Annotated in this window: 23 protein-coding genes; 7 read left to right on the forward strand and 16 right to left on the reverse strand. The window is 50.5% G+C overall.

Annotation, left to right across the window (positions count from 1 at the left end; translation table 11 throughout):
- Window positions 1-130: 130 nt before the first annotated feature.
- A complete protein-coding gene (gene nfuA, locus IR195_RS10040; RefSeq protein ID WP_125747898.1) occupies window positions 131-742 on the forward strand; it encodes a Fe-S biogenesis protein NfuA in 612 nt (203 codons plus the stop codon).
- A 182-nt stretch (window positions 743-924) separates the two neighbouring features.
- Here nfuA and IR195_RS10045 read toward each other — a convergent pair whose 3' ends face one another.
- The gene (locus tag IR195_RS10045; protein ID WP_206049669.1) at window positions 925-1,566 is read right to left on the reverse strand and encodes a TetR/AcrR family transcriptional regulator; all 642 of its coding nucleotides are present in this window, start codon (window positions 1,564-1,566) and stop codon (window positions 925-927) included.
- A 239-nt stretch (window positions 1,567-1,805) separates the two neighbouring features.
- A complete protein-coding gene (locus IR195_RS10050; RefSeq protein ID WP_206049670.1) occupies window positions 1,806-2,840 on the reverse strand; it encodes a DNA-binding protein in 1,035 nt (344 codons plus the stop codon).
- Window positions 2,841-3,042: 202 nt separating this feature from the next.
- Between IR195_RS10050 and IR195_RS10055 the strand changes: the two genes are divergently transcribed.
- Both IR195_RS10055 and IR195_RS10060 read left to right on the forward strand, forming a co-directional pair.
- On the forward strand, window positions 3,043-4,239 hold the full coding sequence (locus IR195_RS10055) for a tyrosine-type recombinase/integrase (RefSeq protein WP_206049671.1): 1,197 nt from the start codon (window positions 3,043-3,045) through the stop codon (window positions 4,237-4,239).
- A gap of 39 nt (window positions 4,240-4,278) precedes the next feature.
- Entirely contained in the window at window positions 4,279-4,695 is a 417-nt protein-coding gene (locus IR195_RS10060) for a SufE family protein (RefSeq protein ID WP_125747912.1), read from the forward strand.
- Between the two features lie 22 nt (window positions 4,696-4,717).
- Here the strand turns inward: IR195_RS10060 and yidD are convergent, their stop codons facing one another.
- The 6 genes from yidD to IR195_RS10090 all read right to left on the reverse strand — a co-directional run bounded on the left by yidD (window position 4,718) and on the right by IR195_RS10090 (window position 9,436).
- Entirely contained in the window at window positions 4,718-5,005 is a 288-nt protein-coding gene (gene yidD, locus IR195_RS10065) for a membrane protein insertion efficiency factor YidD (RefSeq protein ID WP_146945199.1), read from the reverse strand.
- 86 nt (window positions 5,006-5,091) lie between these two features.
- Window positions 5,092-5,559, reverse strand: coding sequence for a phosphoribosyl-AMP cyclohydrolase (gene hisI / locus IR195_RS10070; RefSeq protein ID WP_125747915.1), 468 nt, complete (start codon window positions 5,557-5,559; stop codon window positions 5,092-5,094).
- Complete coding sequence (locus IR195_RS10075) at window positions 5,559-6,008, reverse strand: transcriptional repressor (RefSeq protein WP_038484256.1); 450 nt, start codon at window positions 6,006-6,008, stop codon at window positions 5,559-5,561. Before IR195_RS10075 ends, hisI begins: the two co-directional genes overlap by 1 nt.
- Before the next feature lie 31 nt (window positions 6,009-6,039).
- Window positions 6,040-7,038 carry an alpha-L-glutamate ligase-like protein gene (locus IR195_RS10080; protein WP_125747918.1) on the reverse strand — a complete coding sequence of 333 codons (999 nt, stop codon included), beginning with the start codon at window positions 7,036-7,038 and terminating at the stop codon, window positions 6,040-6,042.
- Window positions 7,035-8,558: an inactive transglutaminase family protein gene (locus IR195_RS10085; protein ID WP_125747922.1), complete on the reverse strand. Its 1,524-nt coding sequence runs from the start codon at window positions 8,556-8,558 to the stop codon at window positions 7,035-7,037. Before IR195_RS10085 ends, IR195_RS10080 begins: the two co-directional genes overlap by 4 nt.
- Window positions 8,559-8,596: 38 nt before the next feature.
- Complete coding sequence (locus IR195_RS10090) at window positions 8,597-9,436, reverse strand: ATP-dependent zinc protease family protein (RefSeq protein WP_125747925.1); 840 nt, start codon at window positions 9,434-9,436, stop codon at window positions 8,597-8,599.
- A gap of 213 nt (window positions 9,437-9,649) precedes the next feature.
- Between IR195_RS10090 and IR195_RS10095 the strand changes: the two genes are divergently transcribed.
- On the forward strand, window positions 9,650-10,117 hold the full coding sequence (locus IR195_RS10095) for a MerR family transcriptional regulator (RefSeq protein ID WP_206049672.1): 468 nt from the start codon (window positions 9,650-9,652) through the stop codon (window positions 10,115-10,117).
- 43 nt (window positions 10,118-10,160) lie between these two features.
- On the opposite strand, the gene IR195_RS10100 is transcribed toward IR195_RS10095, so the two are convergent.
- A complete protein-coding gene (locus tag IR195_RS10100; protein WP_206049673.1) occupies window positions 10,161-11,633 on the reverse strand; it encodes a coniferyl aldehyde dehydrogenase in 1,473 nt (490 codons plus the stop codon).
- 198 nt (window positions 11,634-11,831) lie between these two features.
- Between IR195_RS10100 and IR195_RS10105 the strand changes: the two genes are divergently transcribed.
- Window positions 11,832-12,764 carry an NAD-dependent epimerase/dehydratase family protein gene (locus IR195_RS10105; protein WP_206049674.1) on the forward strand — a complete coding sequence of 311 codons (933 nt, stop codon included), beginning with the start codon at window positions 11,832-11,834 and terminating at the stop codon, window positions 12,762-12,764.
- A 78-nt stretch (window positions 12,765-12,842) separates the two neighbouring features.
- On the opposite strand, the gene IR195_RS10110 is transcribed toward IR195_RS10105, so the two are convergent.
- Window positions 12,843-13,847 (reverse strand): hypothetical protein, encoded by a 1,005-nt coding sequence (locus tag IR195_RS10110; RefSeq protein ID WP_206049675.1) that lies wholly within the window; start codon window positions 13,845-13,847, stop codon window positions 12,843-12,845.
- 148 nt (window positions 13,848-13,995) lie between these two features.
- Between IR195_RS10110 and IR195_RS10115 the strand changes: the two genes are divergently transcribed.
- Entirely contained in the window at window positions 13,996-15,237 is a 1,242-nt protein-coding gene (locus tag IR195_RS10115) for an NADH:flavin oxidoreductase/NADH oxidase family protein (RefSeq protein WP_206049676.1), read from the forward strand.
- Between the two features lie 80 nt (window positions 15,238-15,317).
- Here IR195_RS10115 and IR195_RS10120 read toward each other — a convergent pair whose 3' ends face one another.
- The 4 genes from IR195_RS10120 to gorA form a co-directional block, all read right to left on the reverse strand.
- On the reverse strand, window positions 15,318-15,716 hold the full coding sequence (locus tag IR195_RS10120) for an ectoine synthase (protein WP_125747927.1): 399 nt from the start codon (window positions 15,714-15,716) through the stop codon (window positions 15,318-15,320).
- 84 nt (window positions 15,717-15,800) lie between these two features.
- Window positions 15,801-17,069, reverse strand: coding sequence for a diaminobutyrate--2-oxoglutarate transaminase (gene ectB / locus IR195_RS10125; RefSeq protein ID WP_206049677.1), 1,269 nt, complete (start codon window positions 17,067-17,069; stop codon window positions 15,801-15,803).
- A gap of 123 nt (window positions 17,070-17,192) precedes the next feature.
- The gene (gene ectA / locus IR195_RS10130; protein WP_125747933.1) at window positions 17,193-17,771 is read right to left on the reverse strand and encodes a diaminobutyrate acetyltransferase; all 579 of its coding nucleotides are present in this window, start codon (window positions 17,769-17,771) and stop codon (window positions 17,193-17,195) included.
- A gap of 234 nt (window positions 17,772-18,005) precedes the next feature.
- Entirely contained in the window at window positions 18,006-19,388 is a 1,383-nt protein-coding gene (gorA, locus tag IR195_RS10135) for a glutathione-disulfide reductase (RefSeq protein WP_206049678.1), read from the reverse strand.
- Between the two features lie 172 nt (window positions 19,389-19,560).
- Between gorA and can the strand changes: the two genes are divergently transcribed.
- The gene (gene can, locus IR195_RS10140; protein ID WP_125747938.1) at window positions 19,561-20,208 is read left to right on the forward strand and encodes a carbonate dehydratase; all 648 of its coding nucleotides are present in this window, start codon (window positions 19,561-19,563) and stop codon (window positions 20,206-20,208) included.
- A gap of 39 nt (window positions 20,209-20,247) precedes the next feature.
- Here the strand turns inward: can and IR195_RS10145 are convergent, their stop codons facing one another.
- Together IR195_RS10145 and msrA are read right to left on the reverse strand one after the other, a co-directional pair.
- On the reverse strand, window positions 20,248-20,745 hold the full coding sequence (locus tag IR195_RS10145; RefSeq protein ID WP_241006829.1) for a c-type cytochrome: 498 nt from the start codon (window positions 20,743-20,745) through the stop codon (window positions 20,248-20,250).
- Window positions 20,746-20,818: 73 nt separating this feature from the next.
- A complete protein-coding gene (msrA, locus tag IR195_RS10150) occupies window positions 20,819-21,439 on the reverse strand; it encodes a peptide-methionine (S)-S-oxide reductase MsrA (RefSeq protein ID WP_206049680.1) in 621 nt (206 codons plus the stop codon).

The raw sequence follows: 21,439 nt of genomic DNA on the forward strand, positions 1-21,439 counted from the left end.
TAGGCAATAGCCTACTAAAATAGTCAGGATTGTGCTGACGAGCAGTTTTGCTTACCATAGGCGTTAATGAAATAGTTATAAATGACATGTGATGTGGCCACGCCACAACCACGGGAGGATAACATCCCTTATGACCGCGACTATCGAAAATGATACCCAAGGTATTGATATTACTGACAGTGCTCAGGAGTATCTTGCTGAACTGCTGGAAAAGCAGAATGTTGAAGGCATTGCTGTGCGTATTTTCATCACCCAGCCCGGCACGCCTTACGCGGAAACATGTTTAGCCTATTGCCGCCCCGGTGAGGAAGAACCGACAGACGTTAAGCTTGAACTTGAAAAAATTAACGTATTTCTCGATAAAAACAGTTTGGCGTTTTTAGACGAGGCAGTGGTTGATTTTAATGCGGATCGTATGGGCGGCCAGTTAACCATCAAGGCTCCTAACGCGAAAATGCCCAAAGTTAATGCGGACAGCCCATTGGAAGACCGCATCAACTACACGCTTTACAGCGAGATCAATCCTGGGCTGGCGGCCCACGGTGGTGAAATCAAACTGGTAGAGCTGACCGAAGACAAGGTGGCAATTCTTGCTTTCGGTGGTGGTTGCCAAGGTTGTGCCGCGGTTGACCTAACGCTTAAAGATGGCGTTGAGAAAACACTAATGGAGCGAATTCCTGAGCTAGCGGGTATCCGTGACGTGACCGATCACACGGATACAACGAACGCTTACTACCGCTAGCGCGACTTAGCAGTAGCGTTTGTGCTTCAAAAAGCCTGACAAAACGGCGCCCCAAGTGTTGGACACCCTGTCCGGCGTTTGGGGTTTTTTGTTGAAAATTAATACGATGAGGCGTTCAGGCTACTGATTGCGGGTCGCGTTGAATAATGATGGCGTGATTATCAATAAACGTGACGTCAATCTCACCGACCATTCTTTGCAGGGGACGCCAGCATGTTCAAACAGGCATCCGAAACGCTATCGGCAAAGGGCGAGCAGTCTCTTATTTGGGACGCAATAATGTCGTCCGTAGCTCCATGGACACCGGAATAGATTAATAGCGCTACCACTCTTGGGTTTTCAGGTGCCCACAGGCCCGCGGACCGCCCTCCCTCAATGATACTCAATAGCTGATCGAGAATGGCATTCTTAGCCTGATTGGAGCGATCATGGTGATGGTGATTGGTATAGACGATATCGTGTATTCGATAGGTGTCGACGTAGGTTTCGACGTTTGCCCGAATCCAGGCGCGAAGCCGTCCAATCCAGTCGCTTTGGTCGCAGGCCTCAAGCGCTTTCTCCAGATGAGCAAGGAAGTTTTCCGTGTAGCGATTGCCAAGCGCTACCAGGATTTCATTTTTGGAAGAAAAATAATGGTAGAACGTGCCTTTGGCCACGTCGGCGGCTTTGACGATGTCGTTGATCGTGGTTGCTTGAACGCCCTGTTCTAGAAACAGTGCTTCTGCAGCGTTCATTAACTCATTAAGTCGTACATCAGCAGGCTTTGTGCGGGGACGATTGCGCGGGTCGGCTGGTTTCTTGGCGTCAGAGGACTTTTCTTGCATTTCATTTTCTCAAGTATTGATAAAGATATGGAGCGTAAAGACAAGAAGCTTGGGTGTCTTTGGGAGCCTATACTAGCCGCTTGAGCTTGACCATTGATTAGATGGTGTTGTTAGCGGGGCCGGTTTTTAGGCTGAACTCCGCCTCCTTCCATCAAGCCAGAATAGGGAGTTAAGGCTTCTAAATCTGCGTAGCCTACCTATGTAAGTATTTGATACTTTTCATACTTATGGACTGTAGATCACTCGTTAGGTGGATTATCTGTTTTTTCTTGCGAGGAAATCGTCTCCGGCAGGGCTGTTAGCTGTGCCTGAAGGGCTTCCATTCGTTGCCAGAGCTGTTGCTGCCAGTTCTCGTCTTGAAGCGCCGCCTTCTGCTGCTTTTCTAGTGCTTGGTGGGCTTTATCAAGCTCGCTTTGCAGGCTGGAGTGTTGCTCTTTTAGCGATACATTGTTGCGCTCAAGCTCGTCAAGGCGCTGTTGCAAGCTGATGTTGTCTAACTGGTAGCGCTGCAGCGTATCTTTTTTGAGCTGAAGTTCTTTCGCCAAACTGTCTGAGCGCTGCTCCTGCTGGAGTAGGCGCTTTTGTAGTGCTTTTTCTTCCTGGGCGCGCTCTTGCCTAAGCGTGTCTAGTAACGCCATCAGTTTTCCTTCCGCTGCTTCGTTACGCTGCTCTTCCTGAGCAAGGCGCTGTTCCCAAGCGGCTTGGCGTTGTTGCAGCTCTTCAGTGAAGCGCTCTTTCAGTGAAGCGACATCGTGCTCAGACTGGGTAAGCAACTGCTGGTATCGCTTAGCATCTTGGTTGGCTTGCTCTGCCTGTTGCTGCCACTGATGCTCGTTCGCTTGGCTAGCGGCCAGCTCGCGATTAAGTGCTTCCAAGCGCTGTTCTGTATGTCGTAAATGCTCTGCAAGGGCGCTTTCTCGTTGCTGCGCATTGGCTGTTTGCTGAAGTGCTTCGGCAGCTTCCTGCTGGGCGCTCTCTACCTGCCGGTTAGCATCTTCACGATAGTGGGCGAGCGCTTGATTGGCGACCTCTTGCGCCTCGCGCCATAGTTCGGTGGCGACATTAACGATGACTTCTGGGACGCCCTTAGGTGGCGGAACATCGCGATTTTGCTCTCGCTCAATACGCCAATTACGGAAATGCTCACTAATCGTTGTAAAGCTGCCGGTTCCCAATACTTCCCGAATGCGTTGCACGCTAGGAGTGTCGCCGCGGGCGAGCAGAGTATCGATTGCTTGCTGAACATCACTGTATTGAATCCCGCTGCGAGCCATGGTGCTTATCCCTATCAGATTGGTAGCACTATTTTCATAGGGTTTGGTTAAAATTACAATAATTACGTAATACATAAAACGTAAAATTATTTACATTAAGTGTTATAAATTCAAGATTACTGCAATTATCTTGAATTTTAATGCCGATAGCAGCACACTTAACCCATTGAAAAATCAGCCAGTGGCCAGGGAGGGCGTAGCGATGCCCGGAGAAGTTGAACAACAGCGAAAATACGTAGGTAAAAGCCTAGAGAAGGGCAGTTGGCTTGATTTGCTGCCTAACCCTTCCGTACCCGCCACTCCAGGAACTGGCACGCCGTTAATTGATGCTCAAAACGACATAGAAGCTGTTGCTGCGTGGTTAAGGGAGTACCAAGACAGCCCTCAAACATTGAAAAGTTACCGCCGAGAGGCGGAGCGCCTGCTGCTTTGGCTGTCTAGCCACGGCAGCTCGCTATGCGATATGAATCGCGAAATGTTGCGCCAGTACGACGCTTTTTTGGAAGACCCTCAGCCAGCCGAGCGGTGGGTGGGGGCAAGCAAGCCTCGCAATCATGCGCAATGGCGGCCTTTTCGTGGCGGGCTCTCGCCAGCAAGCCGGCGGCAAAGTTTGATTATCCTGCAAGGCTTATTTAGCTGGTTAATAGAGGCGGGCTGGCTAGGCCATAATCCATTTGCGCTTATGCGCGACAAGGCGAGGCGGCTGAATAACCAGACGCAAATCATTGGGCGCTATTTAGAACGAGATCTCTGGATATGGTTTTGGCAGTGGCTGAATGCGCCAGCTGGGCACGCTAGTGAGCGAGAAGCGTATGAGCAAGCGCGGCGACGATTTGTATTCAGCTTCGCTTATCTATTAGCGCCTCGCATTAGTGAAATGGCTAATGCTCGGATGGATGACTTTCAGGAAAGCGAGGGTCGATGGTGGTGGGTGGTGGTGGGTAAGGGGAGTAAACTGGCGCGTATTCCGGTGCCCGATGACATGCTCGAATGCATGTGCGAATGGCGGGAAGCCCTTGGATTAGCAGGCCTGCCTAGCCATTACGAACCCAGCCCGCTGATTCGTGCGCTAGATAAACGTCGCGGAATTAGCGATAACCAGCTTTATCGACTGGTTAAAGGTGTATTTAGCGAAGCGGCTGATGCGTTAGAAGCGCAAAATGGCAAGTCTGCCTATGTGAGTGCACTGCGTCGTGCAACCCCCCACTGGCTAAGGCATACGTCGATTACTCATCAAGCACAAGCGGGAGTAAGCCTGCGCTATTTAGCCGAAAGTGCCCGCCATTCTAAGCTGGATACGACGAGCCGCTACTTGCACGCCGAAGATAATGAGTGGCATCAAGAGCAGCAGCGTCATCGCTTGAAAACGGCCCCAAAAAAGACGCCTAACCCGTTATAATGCCAGTATATTGAGTACACCAACCCCAAAGGTAACGCCATGGCAACTTCAGGCGCTGAACTGGCCCAGCAAGAACTGGTTGAAGAGTTTGAAATATTTGATAACTGGATGGATCGTTATCAATACATTATCGATATGGGGAAGCAGCTGCCTGACTTTCCGGAGGAGCAGCGGACTGAGGAGTATAAGATTCAGGGCTGTCAATCTAACGTGTGGATGTGCCACGCAGAGCAGGGCGACAAGCTGATCTTCAAGGCAACATCGGATGCCGCCATCGTATCAGGATTGATCGCGTTACTGCTAAGAATCTATAGCGATCGTACGCCTGATGAGATTAGCCAAACCGAACCTCACTTCTTGAAAGATTTAGGTTTGGACAAGCATCTATCACCAACCCGCAGTAACGGCTTGCATGCCATGTTGGAGCGTATTTACCAAGTGGCAAAGCAGTCGTAATAGAAAGCAGGCTGCGCATAAATCAGTGTTGATGATCGCATTTATGATTGCATTCAGAGTGTGGCGGCGCTGTTAAGTCGGGGTCTTCACGGCACAATTGCTCGCTTCTGCCGCCGGGCACGGGATCGATACCGCCCGCACTGCCTGGGTGGCAGCGCAGAATGCGCTTTATTGCCATCCAGCCGCCTTTGAAAGGACCATGCACTTGAATGGCCTCAACGGTATAGGACGAGCAGCTTGGCCAGAAGCGACAGCGCGGCCCTAGAAGAGGGCTAATGGTATATTGATAGACCTTGATACAGCCAATCATAGCGATGCCAAGAGCCTTCAAGGCCCAGTGCTTTGCTTGGGATAGCGGCTTTACCACTATTTCTTTTACCACTATTTCTTTTACCACTATTTTTGGCCGTAAAGTGCCGCAGGGTCGATAAGCGGCTCGCTGGTAATTGCCGCCTGCTGTTCGTTTACCGATAAGTAAAAACAGCTGCGTCGACCGGTGTGACAAGCGGGTCCCGTTTGGTCGACTTGCAGTAATAGCGTGTCACCATCGCAGTCGAGAGCCGCAGACTTCAGCTGCTGTTGCTGACCCGAGGTTTCACCTTTACGCCAGAGCTTTTTGCGCGAGCGTGAATAGTAGCAAACACGCTGTGTTGCTAGCGTTTCTTCGAGCGACTCGCGGTTCATCCAGGCCATCATTAGCACTTCGCCCGAATCAAACTGCTGGGCAATGGCTGGCAGCAGGCCTTGTTCGTTAAAGCGAACTGCGTCAAGAAGCGTTTCTGTCCCGGGCAGCGTGTCGGAAGGGCTGGCAGACTCTAGGGCTTTGAATAGGTCGCGCGGGGCTAATTGGTCAAAACGTGACATTACTCATTACTCGCAGATCGGCAATTTTGGCACAGGCCTTGAAGCTCTATCGTTTGGCGCTCGACGTTAAACCCTTGGCGTTTGGCTAATTCGGCCAGTTGAGCGCTTATTTCGTCTAGGTGAAGCTCTTCAACATAGCCACAGTGGCGGCAAATTAACAGCTGAAAGCCATGGGCATGCTCCGGGCAAGCACAGGCAACGTAAGCGTTTTGTGACTCTATCCGATGCACGAGACCTTGCTCGATAAGGAAGTCGAGAGCACGGTAAACCGTGGGCGGTCTTGCTGCGGCATGTTCAGTGGATAGTTGGTCTAACAAGTCATACGCTTTTAGGCCGCCACCATTCTCAGCAATCAACTCTAATACTCGGCGGCGAATAGGTGTAAATCTCACGCCTCGGGTATGACACTGGGATTCCGCTTGTTGTAATAGCGTATTAGCTTCTGTCATTAGGGCACTCGTTTAACGGGATATGCGTAGTCTACGCTGTCGCCGAAGAAGTGTCAGGCGTTTCTACGAGTTCGCTTTGGCGGGCAAAGTGGTGCTGTGCAAACGCTACCCGTTTAGCGACGGGAACACCGTCAGGTTGCTGTTCGATCAGGTCAAGCCGGCGACGAAGTCCTTCCCCGTTGGTCATTTGAATCGCAAGTCCGGGACGTGCATTAAGCTCAAGCAGCATGGGGCCATGCTTTCTATCTAGCACCATGTCGGTACCAAGATAGCCAAGTCCGGTCATCTCGTAGCAGCCTGCTGCCAAGTGGAGTAGGGTATCCCACTGTGGGACAACCAGGCTTGCCAAATCGTGACCTGTATCGGGGTGGCTAAAACACGGGCGATCAAACTGCACTCCACGCAGGGCCGCGCCTGTGGCAATATTTAGCCCGACACCCACGGCCCCCTGATGAAGGTTGGCTTTCCCATCCGACGCGGCGGTAGAAAGCCGCATCATGGCCATTACTGGGTAACCTTTAAACACGATGACTCGGATGTCGGGAACGCCCTCATAGGTATAGGCCATCAGACTCTCATCGAAATTGATCAGTGTTTCGATGACGGCAACATCCGGTGAGCCGCCTAGCGAATAGAGCCCAGAAAGTATGTTCGAAACATGGCGCTCAATATCTTCAATCGACAAGCTGGCACCGCTCGGTTTGATAAAGATACCCTCTTGTACCTTTTCAATAACAAGTATGCCTTTTCCGCCACTGCCTTTAGCAGGCTTGATTACAAAGCCCGAATGGCCACTTAACATCTCGCTGATATGCTTGACCCCAAACTGAGTCGTGACTGTACCAATGAGCTCTGGCGTTGTAATGCCGTAGCGTTGCGCAAGAAGCTTGGTTTTCAACTTGTCGTCAACCAGCGGATATAAACGTCGGGAATTATAGCGGCCGATATAGCGAATATTTCGCCGATTCATGCCGATAATTCCCTTATCTCTAAGTCGTGTCGGCCATGTCCAGTTCTTTAGCCAGCTCATGAGGATTTCTCTTCATCTGTAATCGGCTTAAAGCGGCGTAGTTCTAATAAACGGTAGCCTGTGTAATTACCAAGCAACAAGATGAGCGCCATTAGAATGAACTGAACGCCCAGGAAGTTGAAGGTAATGTGGCGAACCCAGGGGTTGTTCATGGCAAGGAACGCCAATACAGCGGTTAAGAGGCTGCCCCCGCCTTGGATCAATACCTGCTTCGGCCCTTCCTCCTCCCAAAGAATCGACATCCGCTCAATCGTCCACGCCAGAATGATCATCGGGAAAAATGTCACAGTTAACCCAGCATTAAGGCCCATACGATAAGCGATGACGGTAAAAATCGAGATGATTGCTATGACAGTGATGATGACCGCTGAAACCCTCGCTACCAGCAATAGATTGAGGTATGACAGATAATTACGAATGATCAGCCCCATGGCCACAATCAGTAGGAAGCCAATTAAACCTGTTAGCAGAGTGGTTTGAATAAACGCTAATGCAATCAGCACCGGCATAAACGTGCCCGATGTTTTTACCCCAACCAGCACTCGTAAAAACACCACTACCAGCGCGCCAATGGGAATTAGCAGAATCGTTTGGAAAAGTGCCTGTTCTTCCAAAGGAAGGCTATGGATAGAAAAGTTGAGTAGCGTGTCGTCGGAGTAGTGATTGCGAACCGCCGCAGAAGCCGGTTGGTAATGGGTTAACATTGAAAAGGTGACGCGCGAATTGGTGCCGCCCTGAACCTCTAGCACCGCGCGACCACCTGTTTCCCAGAGCAGGAGATTATCGGGCTTTCCTTGCTCGCCGGTGGTGGGGTTAAAGAGTGTCCAGGTTTCTGCAGATTCATCGAACACTTGAATCCAGCTGCTGAGGGTTTGCCGACGACGGCCATCTTCCATCAACAACCCACTGACTTCCCTTGCTTGAACACCTGCTTGATTCAACAAGCGCACAATCAGTGGCGATGGCTGTTCCTGGGTTAAGAGTAGTCGCGCATTTTCGCCTTGGCGCTCGCCGTTAATATCTAAAATCAATTCTCTCGCAAAGGTGGCGTTATTGGCGCTACGAGACCAAGCACGTTCAATTAATTGGTTAGCGGCTGTGTCATACGGGCTTTCCCAGGGGGGAATAGACGATAATTCTGGTGGCGTTTGTACCGGTGAGCGCGCATCTGGCGAAACCAGCATTTGCACCGAATAGTAAAGCTGCTGGCTGCCAGCGGCATTACGAATAGTCCACTCAGCCTGACGACCTAGCTCATCTGCTTTATAGGCAAGCCCATAGCCAGAAGACGCGGTGTTTTCGGTCAAAACCCGGTACCCAGCCTGATGTGAAGGCAGTGCTAGATCAACCTGCACAGGGCCGTCCTGGGCATTAAAGTTGATAACAGCTTCGATTTCCCATACTTGGCGCTGCTCGCCAGGTAGCCAGGGGATTTCGAACTGGACATGTCGATGCACACTGGCGGCAATACCAACTAACAGCAGTAGTCCAACGATTAAATAAAACGGCAACCGTGACATCATGATTCCTTTCAGCGAAAAACGGCGGGGGAGAGCTGTTACTCTTCAGTATCGTCTTGATCTGCTGCTTCATCGTCAGCGGCTTGATCAGCAGGTTCACCGCCTGGGAATTCTGGACGCTCGTAAAGATAGGTCTGAGCAACATCAATGGTGGCAATATCCATCATGAACCGTCGTCCTAACAGCACTGGATAGTCTAGATGGGTGCGATCATTGAGCGTGAACTCAACGTTTTCGCGGATTGGCCCCAGGGTCATTAAAAGCGAGATCACTGGGCGAGACTCTTCACCAGATGCCTGAACAATACGCACCCTGCGTACAATTGGCGCTTCGATCCATTCATCACGCACGCGATCTACGACCACGTCATCGTCATTTAGTGCCAACTTAAAGCGCACCCAATTTTCACCGTCACGTTCAAAGCGGGTAATGTCGGCTGCTGATAGCGATGAAGTGTTGGCTCCCGAATCAACGCGTGCCTTCAAATAAGTGCCAACACTGGGTAAACCAACCCATTCGCTGCGGCCAAGCAGTGTTTTGTTGTCTTGAGCAGCATCAACGTCACACTCTTCACGAATAATAACGGGATCTTCACCGCGAGCTTGTAGGCCAGCCACATCTTGGCGCAAGTAGCGCAAGAGACTGCCGACTTCGCGAACATCAGCTGTCAATGCTTGCTGCTGGTTAAGCTGCTGCTCGTGCAGTCGTGCAGACGTGGATGCACACTGCTGAGCAAGAGAGGTTTCAAGTTCGAGGATGCGGGTGTTAAAAGACGCTTCGCTTAATGGCGGCGGCTCATTCGTTTCTGGCTGTGTCACAGCACAGCCTGCAAACGAAAGCGACAAACCCGCCATTAGACACAATACACCTGGGCGCATAACGTGAGATATCCTTAAACAAGAAGAGCATGAATGATAAGGAGAAGGACATTACATTGTCCAACTTGATCCGCCGGTTTTGAAACCTTTATTTATCTTATTTAACATAATATATATTATGCGAACTTTTGTGGCCATACAGATCAGACATCGATCGGTTGAAAAAATTGAAAACCATACTTAAAGTTAACTTCAATCTTAAGGATGGCTACAATGAAAATTAGCGAACTTGCAGAACTCACAAATTTGGCGCCCTCAAGAATTCGTTTCTACGAACGCATTGGGCTGCTGCAGACTGTCAGCCGCAAGGCCAACGGCTACCGGACTTACCCACCAGAGGCAATTACTACTCTAAAGCTGATAATCACAGCGCAGCAGGCTGGTTTTAGTTTGGATGAGTTACGTACACTGTTGCCCTCTGATCTGGCTAATTGGAACCATAGATCACTGTTGGATGCGCTTCAAAAGAAGGTTCGGGACATTGAGGAAATGCAGAAGCGACTTGCTGTAAGCAAGGCTCAACTTAAGGAAGTGCTAGCCGAAATCGAAGCTAAACCGCAGGATACAGATTGTGCCGCAAACGCCAAGCGTGTTCTGTCGAGGTTTGGCCTGTTACCTCAGGACACAAACACCGGTACGGGCTCCCCCAAATCTAAAAATCACGCTCGGCACCAACCTTAGGTTTCAATTCAAGGTTTTTGAACTCAAGGTAAATTTAGCTTATTCATGACGAAGTATTCCCATTGGTTGGTCGTTTTTGGCTTCGACTTAGCCCGAGTGTCATTGCTAAAGCAACGTTGGCAAACCTGCCGAAGGGCGCGCGGGTCAGACTTGTCACATTCCAGCGACCCTGTACAAACACGCCTTTTGCATGGCTCATTGCACGAAATCCTTCGATACCATGGTAGGCACCCATACCACTTGGCCCTACTCCACCAAATGGCAAATCCTCCTGGGCCACATGCAGAATGGTGTTGTTGATCCCGACGTTGCCCGAGACTGTGCAACGCAGTAATCGCTCGCACTCCGCGTCACGCGCCCCGAAATAATAAAGCGCCAATGGACGTGGCCGGGCATTTACATAATGGATCACTTCATCAAGACTGCGATACGTACGAATAGGTAGAACCGGGCCAAATATTTCTTCTTCCATGATAGCGCTGTTGTCTCTGGCGCCAACAACCAATGTGGGTGCTAATGTCCGCATTCGCAAGGCAGCCGTCTCAGGTTTGACCCCCACCTTGATCACTTTTGCACCCTGGTTTCGCGCATCATCAACCAGACAGGTTAACCGTTGGTAGTGCCTTTCATTCACGATGGAGGTGTAGTCTTGACTGGTTGGCCCCTTGGGATAGAAACGGGATACCGATGCAGAGTACTCAGCAATAAAGCTGTCCAGTTCTTCTTCATGAATCAGCGCATAATCCGGTGCCACACAGGTCTGGCCGCTATTCGACAGCTTGCCGAACACGATATTATCCACGTTTCGCGGATTCACTTGGCCACGGCCAACAATAACCGGGCTCTTACCACCCAGCTCAAGTGTGACTGGCACCAGGTTCTCGCTGGCCGCATTCATCACCTTGCGCCCCACCAGGGTGCTCCCTGTGAAGAACAGGTGATCGAACGGCAGACGACTAAAAGCTGCCCCGACTTGCGGGCCGCCGAGCACCACCGAAACCTCTTCTTCCGGGAAGGTTTCAGCCATCATTCGATGGATCACCTTACTGGTCTCCGGTGTCAACTCGGACGGCTTGAGCATGGCACGGTTGCCGGCGGCCAGAGACGTCGCCAGGGGGATCAATGTCAATGACACCGGGTAATTCCACGGTGCCATTACCCCAACCACGCCTAAGGGCTGGTACTCAACATAGGCGCTGCCGGCGCGATAAAATATTCCCACATGCCGGCGCTCGGATTTCATGAAACGGCGCAGATTTCGGGACAGGTAATCGATTGACTGGATGATCACCATTAGCTCTAGAAAGTCGGTTTCCTGGCGTGAACGGTGCCCGAAGTCAGCATTGACGGCCTCTTCCAGCGCATTTCTATAGGCGAGCACTGTGGCGCGTAGTCTCGTAAGCCGGTCTTTGCGCTGTTTGAGCGTCGGCCAATTCTCATTGAGAAACGCTTTGCGCTGACGGGCCAGCAACTCAGCTGCATATAAGCCCTGGTCAGCGGTTACGGAGATAGTCATCGTTTATTCCTCATCCTATTATTGCATGGCATACGCTGTCGCTGGAGTGCAACGGAGGCTGATTGGCTGTTACTAAGGTTGCAGACTAAGGTTAAACAATGCTTTAAGGTCAAGGCGAGGCGTGAGTTGTTGACTTTGAAGTTAGCTTTAATCTTATAGTTTGCCTATATAACTGGGTTAACGAAGGAGTCGGAAAGCATGCAAACTATATTAGGAGCCAGTGGGCAGATCGGGCGCGAACTGGCCCTGAGCCTGAGACGAGATTTCACCAGCGATATACGTTTGGTGAGCCGCAAGCCTGAGAAAATCAATGACACTGACGAGCTGGTCAGCGCAGATCTAATGGACGCCTCGCAGACCCTGCAAGCGGTGGAAGGATCGGAGATCGTCTATATGACCGCCGGCTTACCCATCGACAGCCAGCTATGGGTCGAGCGCTGGCCAGTCATGATGCGCAATGTACTCGATGCCTGCGAAGCCCACAGCGCCAAGTTGGTGTATTTCGACAATACTTATATGTATCCCCAGACTAGTCAGCCTCAGCTTGAAGATGCGCCTTTCACTCCCAATGGGCCCAAAGGCCAGGCCCGTGCCAAGATAACCCAGATGCTACTGGATGCTATGGCGCAAGATCGTGTCGAGGCGATAATTTGCCGAGCCCCAGAATTTTATGGGCCTGGAAAGACACAAAGCATTACCAATACCACCGTGATTGACAACCTGCTTGCCGGCAAACCAGCAAAGGTCTTTCTGCGTGACGACACTCTGAGAACACTGATTTTCACACCGGACGCCAGTCGTGCTATGGCCCTGCTGGGCAACACGCCGGAAGCCTATGGGCAGACTTGGCATTTACCCTGCGACGACAACCGCCTCACTTATCGGCAGTTCGTTGAACTGGCGGCGGAGATATTCGGCGTGGCTGCGAACTACAAGGTGTTGAAGCGCTGGCAACTCTGGGTTGCCGCACGGATCAGCAAAACTATCCAGGAAACCGAAGAACTGCTGCCTCGCTACAAATCAGACAACCTCTTTCTCTCAGATAAATTTAAGTCTCTGTTTCCGGATTTCAAGGTCACAACCTATCGAGAGGGACTGACTGCAATTCGGGATGGGCAGGCGAGCCATTAACCGCCCTACTCTGTTAGTTTAAGTAGAAAGATGCTGGCTGATTTCTTGAGCCAGCATCCTTCCGAAGCCTTTCGGTCTTTATTCCGTTATCAGTGAAGCAAGAGGCTCAGGCGCGTACAAGGCGCTTTGGAAGTCCGGTACGTAGTCATAACGCACCATTTCCCCCAGATCTAGCGACTTAATGTAGCGGGAGAAGCTACCGTCCCCCAGGGTCAAATTAACGGTTTCATCGCTCATGCTAGACCCATAGCGGAGCTGGCGCGACACGGCATAGCCATAGGTCAACTCGCCTTCCTGGTCGACGTTGGTGAAGCTGTTGGTGACCAAGGATGGTTTGTCGGACACATCATCAAGCTTGGCTGTTTCCAGCACAAAATCCAACTCGCCAGTTTCCTGATCCATAATTTCGAAAGTCAGCGACTCCGCGTTTTCGTGATACTGAATTCCGGTAAGCCATTTGGGTAGATTGTAGCCTACCACGCCCCTGACTCGGGCCAGTTCCGTATCCACCGGCAGCTTGAGAATATAGCCCCAGAAATCCTTCGATAGGTTCTGGCCGATCAGACTGATCGGTCCCAGATTCGAGTCGCCCGGCCTGTTGGTCACAATGGCCAGGGAGATCTCGTTGTAGCTGTCGTTATCGCAGTAGTGATACGAATAGCCGGTCAAGGCAATCAGGCCTCGCCCTGGCCATACCTGAAGAGGCTGTACCTGTTCCAGTATCTCCGCAGGCATCAACTCCCTTAACCGGTCGAGGTCCGCTGTATAGATGACCGTTATTTTGCTGTTCTCGTAATAGAAGTTCGGTGAATAGGACTCAAATCCGATATCCACCCTGGTTTTTTCGAGAGTCCTAAACCAGCTCAGATCGGTATCAGGTGATTCTTCCTCGATTACGGATAAAGGCGGGTTAGAACGAAAGCGGTCATACAGCCCTCCTCTTGCTACAGGCACATCATGGCCAGCGATGTCGATCATTGTGCTGTCCTGTTGCTCCTCAATTGCTGGGTTGACTGCCCACGCCGCTGGTGTTAGTAGACCCAGGATAACACCCGACGTTAGCGCAATGTTTCTCACCTTCATAATGCCTTACCTCTGTGTTGATGGCTTTGAATCGAGTCTGGACACCTTAAGGTTGAATCTAGCTTTAAGGTCAAGCATAAAAAACAGGCTTGACCTTAAAGTTGACTTCAAAGTTAAAGTCGCTTCACTACCACAGAGGTGACTCGCTATGAATGTGTTTACTGAATTGACCCTGCCAAACGGTGCTACCCTTCCTAACCGTATTGCAAAAGCTGCCATGGAAGAGAACATGGCAGATGATAATTTTGCTCCCTCCAGTCAACTGCTGCAGCTATACAAAGCCTGGGCGGAAGGCGGTACTGGCCTGCTGATTACCGGCAACGTTATGGTGGATAGCCACGCCATGACTGGTCCCAGTGGCGTGGTGCTGGAAAACGACAAGTACATTGAACAATTCAAGCGATGGGCCCGCACTGGCCGCGCTCAGAATGGTCACTTCTGGATGCAGATCAACCATCCTGGTCGTCAGATGCCGGGCGATCTTGGCCAGCAAACCTGGGCGCCTTCGTCGGTATCTGTGGATCTAGGTAAATTATCAAAGTACTTTAATCCTCCCCGGGAAATGACCGAGGCGATGATTGAAACAGTAATTCAGCGTTTCATTCGTACGTCACAGCTTGCCGAGAAAGCCGGCTTTACCGGGGTGGAGGTGCATGCTGCCCATGGTTACCTGCTCAGTCAGTTTCTTTCCCCTTTGACCAATAAACGCAAGGATAAGTGGGGTGGCTCACTGAAAAACCGAGCTCGGTTGCTGCTGGAGATTATCAGTGGGATTCGCGCTTCCGTTTCGCCGGACTTTGCAGTTGCGGTAAAGCTTAACTCCGCTGATTTCCAGCGGGGTGGTTTCAATCAGGACGATGCTCGCCAGGTAGTCATCATGCTTAATGAATTGAGCGTTGATCTGGTGGAGCTCTCCGGTGGGAGCTATGAGGCGCCGGCCATGCATGGCCGATCTCGAGATGGTCGTACCCTAGCCCGAGAGGCTTATTTTCTAGAGTTCGCCAAGGATATACAGCAGGTAGCCCGGATGCCGATTATGGTCACAGGGGGTATACGCCGCCTGCCCGTAGCTGAACAGGTCGTGGAAAGTGGTGTGGATATGGTCGGAATCGGTACGGCTCTGGCTATCGACCCCTACCTACCCCGCGCATGGCGGCAGGGAAAGCAGAATACACCCGATATCTCACCAATCACCTGGAAAAACAAACCACTAGCGTCACTGGGCTATATGGCAGTGGTCAAGTATCAATTGTATAAGCACAGCATCAATCAGCGGGCCAAGCCTAACGTATCACCAATTTGGGCGTTGATTCGAAACCAAATCGACAATGCCCGAAGAAGCCGTAAGTATCGTCGGAGAATAGCTGCATCTCAAGCAACACGATCATGAGGAGGAATGGCAACCCTCACAAAAACAGCCTGCTTTTTTAGCAGGCTGTTTTTTCATTGGCCAATCTCTGGCGTTAAGCTTTACTCACCAGTAGGTGCGGCGTATGAGCCATCTTCCTGGTGTACTTCGTTGCCAGTGATAGCGGGAGTAAATACACACGCAACGGTCATGCCTTTTTCTTTACCGCGTAACAGGTGTTCGTCGTGCTGATCCAGCAGATAAATATCGCCTGCTTTGATCGGCCAGATTTTGCCATCGGCCAAGGTTTCTACCTCGCCTTCTCCTTCATAGCAAAACACAGCTTCATAGTGATTTTTGTAATGAATATGCGTCTCAGTGCCTGGGAAAATACGAGTGATATGAAATGAAAAACCCGCATTATCATTGGCTAGAACAAGACGCGTGCTGTCCCAGTTGCCATTCTCGGCGGTGACAAGACGATCTGTTTTACGTGCTTCTTCAAGGTTACGAACGATCATAGAATTGCTCCGTTATGAGGCACTTAGTATTAATCAACGCGGCCCAGTGCTGAATTGATGCTACTGAATTAGCCTAACGCTAAATCACGCTTGGATAACAGCATTGACAGAGGCTTCTAGAATATCCAGCGCTTCTAACAAGTCCTCATCACTGATGGTCAGCGGGCATAGGCATTTGACGACTTCGCCGTCTTGGCCGCTGGTCTCAATAATAAGGCCGTGCTCAAATGCTTTGCTGGTGATCTTGTCAGCAATATCGCCTGAGACAACATCAATTCCGCGCATGAGGCCACGTCCACGCTCAGTGGCAGGCATGCCGTTCTCGCTGAGTAAGGCCGCTAGCTTTTGGAAACGCTCTTCAACAATACGCGCTTTGCGCTGAACATCACGCTCAAAAACATCGTTGGACCAATATTTTTTAAGTGCGGCCGTGGCGGTCACCATCGCCAAGTTGAAGCCACGGAACGTGCCGTTGTACTGACCAGGCTTCCATTTATCAAGTTCTGGACGCATCAATACATGGGCAAATGGCAGTCCGAATCCAGAAAGTGATTTTGAATTCGTCACGATATCAGGCGTGATGCCCGCGTGTTCAAAGCTAAAGAACTTGCCCGTGCGGCCGCAGCCTGCCTGGATGTCGTCGATGATCAACAGAATATCATGGGCGCGACAGATGCTTTCTAGACGCTTGAGCCACTCTAGGCCTGCTACGTTAATACCGCCCTCGCCTTGCACGGTTTCGACAATAACACCCGCGGGTATATCGAGGCCGCCAGATTTATCGTTAAGCAATTTTTCGAAGTAATCCAGCGTATCTGTATGCTCTCCCATATAACCGTCAAAGGGTAAAAAGCTTGCACCCTGAGTGGGAATACCGCCGGTCGCTTCGCGGAATTTGCGGTTACCTGTGGTTGCCAGTGCTCCCATGGTGACGCCGTGGAAGCCGTTGGTAAAGGTCACAATGTTATGGCGACCTTTAGCAACACGGGCCAAACGGATGGCCGCTTCCACTGCGTTAGTTCCGGTCGGGCCCGGCAGGTGTACCTTGTAGTCTAAGCCACGCGGTTTGAAGATAACTTCTTCAAGGGTTTCTAGGTAATCGCGCTTTGCCGCGGTCCACATATCCAGGCCATGAACAATGCCATCTGTTGACAGATAGTCGATCATTGCCTGTTTGAGATGTGGGTTATTGTGACCGTAATTGAGCGTGCCGGCACCGGCTAGGAAATCAATATACTCACGACCATTCTCATCCGTTAAACGAGCATTCTGGGCTTTGGTAAATACAACGGGGAATGAGCGCGAGTAAGTACGTACGTTAGATTCCATGCGTTCAAGCGTTTGGGTCTGCATTAACGACCTCCTTTTAAAATCATTGAGTCAAGCGTGGGACGAACTGGCGGAAACAGCGGTAACCAATTTAAAACGTAACCAGCTTGCAAGAGCCGCGCATTGGGCAAGAGCTGGTTCGTACGGTTACATGCTGTCTGTTTGAAATGGACCTATACGAACTAGGTTTTCAGGATCATGCTCCCCACCGAGTTGTTCGGTAGAGAAATATTCACGGCTGTTTAACGGGGCTTGCCAACGGGCAGCGAGGCGGCGAAATAGACCCCAAGAGGCTTGATTGTCGGGCGTGATCGTCGTTTCCAGGTGATGCACATTATCAAGTTCTGGGCGCGACATAATGGCTTCGACTAAACGGCGTGCCAAGCCAGTACCACGTGCTTTTTCACCAACGGCAACCTGCCATAGAAAGTACGTGTCCGGCGCATTGTCTTTCACATAGCCCGATACAAACCCAACTATCTCGCCCTCTTCATTTGTCGCCACCGCGCAGGTATCACGAAACTGGGTTGCCAGCAGTAGATAAGCATAAGCAGAATTAACATCAAGCGGCGGGCAAGCTTTTATCAACTCGTAGATGCCCCAACCATCATCTGCATTTGGCTTGCGAATGAATAATGGAGTAGACGCATGCCCAACCACAGCATCAGCGACTGTTGGGCGAGCAAGGTCTGCAGAAGGGGTAAAAGGTATTATTGGCGTGCTCATGGTTATGCTTCGCTGTAGCGAATTTGAGCGCCATTATAACAGCTGATTATGAGCAATTCAAAAATCATATTATTCATCCTGTGCTTTTCCATAAATTTAAATTATAAAAGCCGCTCTGCCTGCGAAAATCAGCTGAAAGATCCGCTATATTGAAAGAGTTTAGATCAACCTTGCCTGGCTGCTAGACAAAAAAGGCGAGCCAATGCTCGCCTTAAAAATATGAATTCTATGTAATCAATTGCGCGTGGCTGTTCTCATTGTTACAAACTCTTCGGCACCTGTTGGATGGATGCCAATGGTGCGATCGAAATCTTCTTTTGTAAGCCCGGCTCTGACCGCAATGGCGATCCCTTGTATCAACTCTCCAGCCTCTTCACCGACCATGTGAGCCCCTACGACTACATCGGTAGCATCATCAACGATTAGCTTCATCAAGGTGCGCTCTTGGCTGCCTGATAATGTATGCTTCATTGCTTTAAAGTCCGCGCTATAAACGCGAATTTTGCCAATGTTTTCTCTAGCAGCCTCTTCAGATAGCCCTACTGTTCCAATATTGGGATGACAAAAAACAGCCGTAGGAATCGTGGCGTAGTCTAGCGGTTTAGGTAGTGTTTCATTGAAGTGGATATCGACGAGCTGCATCGCCTCAGCCAGTGCTACGGGCGTCAACTCAGGCCCCTGGGTCAAATCGCCAAGCGCCAAAATTGAAGGAACCGCTGTCTCATAGCGTTCATTCACGGGGATTTTCCCTTTGCTATCAAGGTGAATGCCCAATGCTTCAAGCCCTAGCCCCTGCGTATTGGCGTTACGTCCTGTCGCTGCTAAGACGGCATCTACCTCTTGAACATCACCGTTAGTTAAATACACGTTAAACGCCGAGCCATTGGGTTCAATCCGTTCAATATTGGTATTGAAATGCAGATTGACGCCTTTTTTGCTCATTTCATCGCGGGTAAAAGCTCGAACTTCTTCATCAAAGCCTTTTAGAAACAGCTCTCCACGATAAATCAAATGGGTTTCACTACCGAGGCCGTTGAATATGCTTGCGAACTCAACCGCAATATAGCCGCCCCCCAACACCAGGAACCGATCCGGAAAGGCGTCAAGGTCAAATACCTGATTGGAAGTGACTGTATATTCACTGCCAGGAAAATCAGGAACCCATGGCCAGCCACCTGTCGCTAGCAGTATCTTTTGCGCGGTTACTTGGGTAACGCCCTCTTCAGAAGCCAGTGAAACGCTATGTGCCCCTGTAACGGTTGCTCTAGCATGAAGTAATACGACTCCAGCGCCCTCTAACATCCGCTGATAAATACCGTTTAGCCGTTTTATTTCACTGATTTTATTATCGCGTAGCACTGACCACTCAAAGACAGCAGGCCCAGGTAATTGCCATCCAAAGCCCGCGGCATCATCGAAGCTATCGTGAAAGTGAGCCGCATAGGAGTACAGTTTTTTAGGCACGCAGCCGACATTGACACAAGTGCCGCCCAAGTAACGATCTTCTGCTATGGCCACTCTGGCACCGGTTGCTGCCGCCATTCGCGCGGCGCGAACGCCCCCTGACCCTGCTCCAATTACTAGTAAATCGTATTCATATTCCGCGTTATCCGCCATGTGCTACTCCTATCCTGAACCATTGCATGTACTTATCGGTCATGTGCTTGCTGACAGCGATCGCTAAGCACAAAGATTGACCTTAGATTCCGAGAAGGTTAAAAACCCTCTCTCTGTATCCTAGTTTGCTCTATCTTGAACCTAACAGCTCCCAACCTGTGAAGGAGATTCAATGTCTAACGCTATTGAGACACTGCTTGATAATAATCGCGCTTGGGCAGAGCGTATGTGCGAGGAAGACCCGGACTACTTTAAACGTCTTTCCAATCAGCAAAACCCTGATTACCTCTGGATTGGTTGTTCTGACAGTCGTGTGCCTGCCAACCAGATTATTGCCCTTCCGCCAGGCGAAGTCTTTGTCCATCGTAATGTTGCTAACCTGCTCCACCATACCGATATGAACGCACTGTCAGTTGTGCAGTTTGCGGTGGATGTACTCAAGGTCAGCCATATCATGATTGTGGGGCACTATGGTTGTGGCGGCATTAAAGCGGCTGTAACCGGCGGTGAGTGCGGAGTCGTCGATTACTGGCTGCATTCAGTGCGCGAACAGTATAACCATCACCGTAATTCGCTTGAACATTTACCAATGGAAGAGCAGATTGACCGCATGTGCGAATTGAACGTAAAGGCTCAAGTGAATAGCTTGTGCCGAACCAAAATTCTGCAACGTGCCTGGCAGAGAGGCCAAGATATTTCAGTGCATGGTTGGGTCTATGGGTTGAGCGACGGCCGTGTAAAAGATCTCAAATGCACCATAACTGGCCTGGAGCAGGTTGAGACCCTTTATCGTATCGACCGCATTCAACAAAGCGACTGACACTCTCTGTGCCTATCGCTCTAATGACATCGATTTCGGTTAGTTATAGCGGTAGGCGCGATGACAGCTTTTGCAGCTTAAGCCAACATCAGAAAATGCACGCGTTGCCGCGCGATAATCCTCTTGCTCGGCAGCATCAACCAACGTTGCCACCTTTTGCTCAAGATCGCTAAATCCCGCTGCAAAATCTGCCCACTCTTCCCAGATTTCTGGGCGAGCGTCAGACCCGCGCCCATGAGTACCAGCAATAAATGCAGGCAAAAAATGAGCTTGGGTCGCTTTTTCCTCAAGGATAGCTAAGCGCGGCGCGGCTCCGCGTGCATCTTGATTATTCACTATGTCAAAACGCAGCTGACGCAGCAGCCTTTCTAGCTCTTTCAATTCATCCTGACGCCATATGACGGCTTCTCGCTCACTTGCAAACGGGCTCTCTTCAACCGTTTGCGGCATCGCTGGCACAGCATCTCCAGTCATTTCTTCGGCTATAGCGGGCGTCGCAATTGCAGCTGAGATAACCAAGGCCCAAGCCGAGGGCATGAGCCATGAACATTTTAAAATGTGTAGCATTTTACTGACCTTATGATGGAGTACTTGGCCCTTCTTACTACGACTAACCGATGGGGCAAGTAACGCCAGTCCCTTTAAGCCCACAGTAACCATTAGGGTTCTTATCCAAATACTGCTGATGATACGCCTCTGCGTAGTAAAAAATATTCAGCGGTTTGATCTCGGTAGTAATAGTTTCACGGCCAGCTTCATCGAGCGCCTTTTGATAGGCGTTGGCACTCTTTTCAGCAGCCACCAACTGAGCAGTCGTTGTTGTGAAAATGGCAGAGCGATACTGGCTACCCACATCGTTGCCTTGACGATTGCCTTGAGTAGGGTCGTGCTGTTCCCAGAAAATTTGCAACAGTGTGTCCAAGGATAGTGCACTGGGGTCGTATACCACTCTAACTACTTCGGTATGGCCTGTTTGTCCGGTACAGGTTTCTTTATAAGTGGGGTTTTGTGTTTCTCCCCCGGCATAGCCTGCGGCAGTTACATAAACCCCCGGCACTTGCCAAAACAGACGCTCAACACCCCAAAAGCACCCCATGCCTAACACAATCTCTTCATAGCCCTCTGGAAAAGGAGGATGAAGCGAGTGGCCCGTAACGGTATGCACGCTACTCGTTTCAATCGGTGTCACGCGGCCGAGCGGTGCTGAATTTGCTTTAGAAAATAGCGTCAT

This window comes from Vreelandella venusta (assembly GCF_015689495.1).
In the GTDB taxonomy this organism is placed as follows: domain Bacteria; phylum Pseudomonadota; class Gammaproteobacteria; order Pseudomonadales; family Halomonadaceae; genus Vreelandella; species Vreelandella venusta.

What these genes read in the sequence shown, in the direction of transcription:
- nfuA (WP_125747898.1), top strand. Translation starts at nt 131, where the DNA reads ATGACCGCGACTATCGAAAATGATACCCAAGGTATTGATATTACTGAC.
- IR195_RS10045 (WP_206049669.1), bottom strand. Translation starts at nt 1,566, where the DNA reads ATGCAAGAAAAGTCCTCTGACGCCAAGAAACCAGCCGACCCGCGCAAT.
- IR195_RS10050 (WP_206049670.1), bottom strand. Translation starts at nt 2,840, where the DNA reads ATGGCTCGCAGCGGGATTCAATACAGTGATGTTCAGCAAGCAATCGAT.
- IR195_RS10055 (WP_206049671.1), top strand. Translation starts at nt 3,043, where the DNA reads ATGCCCGGAGAAGTTGAACAACAGCGAAAATACGTAGGTAAAAGCCTA.
- IR195_RS10060 (WP_125747912.1), top strand. Translation starts at nt 4,279, where the DNA reads ATGGCAACTTCAGGCGCTGAACTGGCCCAGCAAGAACTGGTTGAAGAG.
- yidD (WP_146945199.1), bottom strand. Translation starts at nt 5,005, where the DNA reads ATGATTGGCTGTATCAAGGTCTATCAATATACCATTAGCCCTCTTCTA.
- hisI (WP_125747915.1), bottom strand. Translation starts at nt 5,559, where the DNA reads ATGTCACGTTTTGACCAATTAGCCCCGCGCGACCTATTCAAAGCCCTA.
- IR195_RS10075 (WP_038484256.1), bottom strand. Translation starts at nt 6,008, where the DNA reads ATGACAGAAGCTAATACGCTATTACAACAAGCGGAATCCCAGTGTCAT.
- IR195_RS10080 (WP_125747918.1), bottom strand. Translation starts at nt 7,038, where the DNA reads ATGAGCTGGCTAAAGAACTGGACATGGCCGACACGACTTAGAGATAAG.
- IR195_RS10085 (WP_125747922.1), bottom strand. Translation starts at nt 8,558, where the DNA reads ATGTCACGGTTGCCGTTTTATTTAATCGTTGGACTACTGCTGTTAGTT.
- IR195_RS10090 (WP_125747925.1), bottom strand. Translation starts at nt 9,436, where the DNA reads ATGCGCCCAGGTGTATTGTGTCTAATGGCGGGTTTGTCGCTTTCGTTT.
- IR195_RS10095 (WP_206049672.1), top strand. Translation starts at nt 9,650, where the DNA reads ATGAAAATTAGCGAACTTGCAGAACTCACAAATTTGGCGCCCTCAAGA.
- IR195_RS10100 (WP_206049673.1), bottom strand. Translation starts at nt 11,633, where the DNA reads ATGACTATCTCCGTAACCGCTGACCAGGGCTTATATGCAGCTGAGTTG.
- IR195_RS10105 (WP_206049674.1), top strand. Translation starts at nt 11,832, where the DNA reads ATGCAAACTATATTAGGAGCCAGTGGGCAGATCGGGCGCGAACTGGCC.
- IR195_RS10110 (WP_206049675.1), bottom strand. Translation starts at nt 13,847, where the DNA reads ATGAAGGTGAGAAACATTGCGCTAACGTCGGGTGTTATCCTGGGTCTA.
- IR195_RS10115 (WP_206049676.1), top strand. Translation starts at nt 13,996, where the DNA reads ATGAATGTGTTTACTGAATTGACCCTGCCAAACGGTGCTACCCTTCCT.
- IR195_RS10120 (WP_125747927.1), bottom strand. Translation starts at nt 15,716, where the DNA reads ATGATCGTTCGTAACCTTGAAGAAGCACGTAAAACAGATCGTCTTGTC.
- ectB (WP_206049677.1), bottom strand. Translation starts at nt 17,069, where the DNA reads ATGCAGACCCAAACGCTTGAACGCATGGAATCTAACGTACGTACTTAC.
- ectA (WP_125747933.1), bottom strand. Translation starts at nt 17,771, where the DNA reads ATGAGCACGCCAATAATACCTTTTACCCCTTCTGCAGACCTTGCTCGC.
- gorA (WP_206049678.1), bottom strand. Translation starts at nt 19,388, where the DNA reads ATGGCGGATAACGCGGAATATGAATACGATTTACTAGTAATTGGAGCA.
- can (WP_125747938.1), top strand. Translation starts at nt 19,561, where the DNA reads ATGTCTAACGCTATTGAGACACTGCTTGATAATAATCGCGCTTGGGCA.
- IR195_RS10145 (WP_241006829.1), bottom strand. Translation starts at nt 20,745, where the DNA reads ATGCCCTCGGCTTGGGCCTTGGTTATCTCAGCTGCAATTGCGACGCCC.
- msrA (WP_206049680.1), bottom strand. Translation starts at nt 21,439, where the DNA reads ATGACGCTATTTTCTAAAGCAAATTCAGCACCGCTCGGCCGCGTGACA.